Origin of the sequence: Mesorhizobium sp., assembly GCF_004962925.1 — a bacterium.
Classification (GTDB): domain Bacteria; phylum Pseudomonadota; class Alphaproteobacteria; order Rhizobiales; family Rhizobiaceae; genus Mesorhizobium.
The window spans coordinates 13010-16575 of record NZ_SUEO01000144.1 but is presented as its reverse complement, the minus strand read 5'-3'; the positions used below and the strand labels follow the sequence as shown (position 1 = coordinate 16575).

Sequence of the window (3566 nt, the reverse complement as noted above, 5' to 3'; positions counted from 1 at the left end):
CCTCAAGAGGGAGGGGCTCACTCGCCGACCTTCTCGCCAAAACTCGAAAAAAACTGCCCGGCCAGTTTCTTCGAGGTCGATTCGATCAGCCGGCTGCCGAGCTGGGCGATCTTGCCGCCGACGTCGGCCTTGGCTGCGTATCTAAGGATCGTCGTCCCCGGGCCATCGGCGGTCAGCGTCACATCGGCGCCGCCCTTGGCGAAGCCGGCGATGCCGCCCTTGCCTTCGCCCTGGATGGTGTAGGAATGGGGCGGGTTGAGGTTCTTCAGAGTCACCCCGCCATTGAACGTTGCCTTGATCGGGCCGATCTTGAGCACCACGGTCGCCCCCATCTCGGTGTCCGATTTCTTTTCGAGGCTCTGGCAGCCCGGAATGGTCTGCCTCAGAACGTCCGGGTCGTTCAGCGCTTCCCACACCTTTTGCAGGGGTGCGGCGATGCGTTCCTCGCCTTCGATCACCAAAGCCATCAAAATCTCCCGGATACAAAATTGACAAACCCCGATCCCGTCTAGCGTGGGGCCCGATGTATGTCTATCGCACCAAAGTCCGGAATCGGATGGCGCGTGCCTCTTGCCTGCTCTCGCGCGTTGTCATATCGATTTGTCATACAAATACGGAGACCATGATGGCCGGCGCCCCAACACAGAAGAAGAAATTTCGCTCGCAGGAGTGGTTCGACAATCCCGACAATCCGGGGATGACGGCGCTTTACCTCGAGCGCTACCTGAATTACGGGCTGACGCGTGCCGAACTGATGTCGGGCAAGCCGCTGATCGGCATCGCCCAGACCGGTTCGGATCTGTCACCCTGCAACCGCCATCATATCGAGTTGGCCAAGCGCGTGCGCGAGGGCATCGTCTCGATGGGCGGCATTCCTTTCGAATTCCCGTGCCACCCGATCCAGGAGACGGGCAAGCGCCCGACCGCCGCACTCGACCGCAACCTTGCCTATCTCGGCCTGGTCGAGGTGCTCTACGGCTACCCGCTCGACGGCGTCGTGCTCACCATCGGCTGCGACAAGACGACGCCGGCCCTGCTGATGGCGGCGGCCACCGTCAACATTCCGGCCATCGCGCTGTCGGTTGGCCCGATGCTCAACGGCTGGCACAAGGGCAAGCGCACCGGCTCCGGCACCATTGTCTGGGAATCGCGCCAACGCCTGTCGGCCGGCGAGATCGGCTATGACGAGTTCATGGACATCGTCGCCTCCTCGGCGCCGTCCACCGGCTATTGCAACACAATGGGCACCGCCACCACCATGAACTCGCTGGCCGAGGCGCTCGGCATGCAACTGCCGGGCTCGGCCGCGATCCCCGCGCCTTATCGCGAGCGCGGCCAGGTCGCCTATGAGACCGGAAAACGTATCGTCGACATGGTGCATGAGGATCTAAAGCCATCCGACATCATGACCCGGCAGGCCTTCGAGAACGCCATCGTCGTCAATTCGGCCATCGGCGGCTCGACCAACGCGCCGATCCATCTCAATGCCATCGCCCGCCATCTCGGCGTGCCGCTCGACAATGACGATTGGCAGAAGGTCGGCCTCAAGATACCGCTCATCGTCAACCTGCAGCCGTCGGGCGAATATCTCGGCGAGGATTATCACCATGCCGGCGGTGTGCCGGCGGTGGTGGCCGAACTGATGAAGGCTGGGCTGTTGCCCCATCCCGACGCCATGACCGTCAACGGCAAGACGATGGGCGACAATTGCAGCGGGGCCGTCAACGAGAATCTCGACGTCATCCGCACCGTCGCCGAGCCGCTTAAGGCCAATGCCGGCTTTATCAATCTCAGGGGCAATCTGTTCGATTCGGCGATCATGAAGACCAGCGGCATCTCGCCCGAATTCCGCGAACGCTATCTGTCGAACCCAAAGGACCCCGAGGCCTTCGAAGGCAACGCGATGGTCTTCGACGGGCCCGAAGACTACCACGCCCGCATCGACGATCCGGCGCAAGGCATCGACGAGCATACGATCCTGTTCATGCGCGGCGCCGGCCCGATCGGCTATCCGGGCGGCGCCGAGGTCGTCAACATGCAGCCGCCGGCCCATCTCATCAAGAAGGGCATCCATGCGCTGGCCTGCATCGGCGATGGCCGCCAGTCGGGCACGTCGGGCTCGCCGTCAATCCTCAACGCCTCGCCCGAAGCCGCCATAGGCGGCGGGCTGGCGTTGTTGAAGACCGGCGACCGCGTCCGCATCGACCTGCGCAAGGGCACCGCCGACATTCTCGTCACCGACGACGAGATCACGCGCCGTCGCGCCGAGCTGCAGAACAGTGGCGGCTATCACTATCCCAAGCACCAGACGCCGTGGCAGGAGATCCAGCGCGGCATGGTCGACCAGTTTTCCGAAGGAATGGTGCTGAAGCCGGCGGTGAAATACCAGGATGTGGCGCACACCAGCGGCGTGCCGCGGGACAATCACTGAACGCCTCTTCTTCCCTTCTCCCCTTGTTGTGGGAGAAGGGCCGAGCCGCGCCCAAGCAGCGCCTATAGATAGCTGGTGATCTCCGGCGCTTGGTCCTGCCTGTCGCGCTTGCCGTCCTCGTAGACGATTGGTGCTGCGGCGAGTTCCTTTTCGGTGACGTCGTCGAGGCAGGCGACGTTCACTGCCCAGAAATTCCCGCCCATGAAGTCGAGATAGCCGCGGGAGAGAAAGTTCGCGCCGCAGTTCGGGCACATATAGTGGTTGATGTCGCCTTCCGGCCAGTTCGACGGCGTCGCCTTATAGTCCCGCATCCGGTCGCGGCCATCCGTCACTCGCACGGCTTCATAGGCTGCGAAGGATTTCCGGTAGCCGAGTTTCCAGCAGAAGCTGCAATTGCATTTACGGATGCCTTCGGCGAGGTCGATATCGGCTTCGAAACGCACTGCGCCGCAATGGCAACTGCCGTGATAGGTCTTTTTCATGGTTTTCCTCCCAGACGTGTTCTGGCTCCGCCAAACCGGCCGTCGGAGCCAGAGCATACTTTGCTCCAGGCATGACGCTTGACAAGCGGGCGCTACAAATCCACGATCATGGCAAGGGGTGCATCGCGACGACCCCGTGAGGCGTCAGCCCAACGTTCGCGTCCAAGCTTCTCTCTCAAGGAGGTGGACGCCATGCCGTCGACAACCGCTATCACCGTATCACAACTGTCCCGTCTGATTGGTCTGCCGGGCGCGCCCGCGATCATCGACGTTCGCATCGAAGATGATTACGACGCCGATCCGCGCCTGCTGCCGGCCTCAAACCGGCGTGATTTCAAAGCCGTCTCGACCTGGGCATCCGAATTCGCCGGCAGCCGAGTGGCGGTCGTTTGCCAAAGAGGACAAAAGCTCTCGCAAGGCGTTGCCGCATGGCTGCGGCATGAGGGCATCGGTGCCGAATCCCTCGAAGGTGGGTTCGAGGCGTGGCGCGATGCCAAGGGGCTTCTGGTTCACGCCGGCAAGATGCCGCCCCGCGATGAAATGGGCCGCACCGTATGGGTGACGCGGACCCGCCCGAAGGTCGATCGCATCGCCTGCCCCTGGCTGATCCGGCGCTTCATCGATCCGAGCGCGGTCTTCCTCTTTGTCGAGGC

Annotated in this window: 4 protein-coding genes; 2 read left to right on the top strand and 2 right to left on the bottom strand. The window is 62.7% G+C overall.

The window, feature by feature from the left end; all coding sequences use genetic code 11:
* Positions 1-17: 17 nt before the first annotated feature.
* Entirely contained in the window at positions 18-467 is a 450-nt protein-coding gene (locus E5W87_RS24280) for a carbon monoxide dehydrogenase subunit G (protein WP_292403271.1), read from the bottom strand.
* A gap of 158 nt (positions 468-625) precedes the next feature.
* Here E5W87_RS24280 and E5W87_RS24275 point away from each other — a divergent pair, with 158 nt between their 5' ends.
* On the top strand, positions 626-2431 hold the full coding sequence (locus tag E5W87_RS24275; RefSeq protein ID WP_292403276.1) for an IlvD/Edd family dehydratase: 1806 nt from the start codon (positions 626-628) through the stop codon (positions 2429-2431).
* Between the two features lie 62 nt (positions 2432-2493).
* Here the strand turns inward: E5W87_RS24275 and E5W87_RS24270 are convergent, their stop codons facing one another.
* Positions 2494-2913: a GFA family protein gene (locus E5W87_RS24270; RefSeq protein WP_292403269.1), complete on the bottom strand. Its 420-nt coding sequence runs from the start codon at positions 2911-2913 to the stop codon at positions 2494-2496.
* A 192-nt stretch (positions 2914-3105) separates the two neighbouring features.
* On the opposite strand from E5W87_RS24270, the gene E5W87_RS24265 reads away from it, so the two are divergent.
* A partial coding sequence (locus E5W87_RS24265; RefSeq protein WP_292403275.1) for a chromate resistance protein ChrB domain-containing protein occupies positions 3106-3566 on the top strand: 461 nt, incomplete at its 3' end.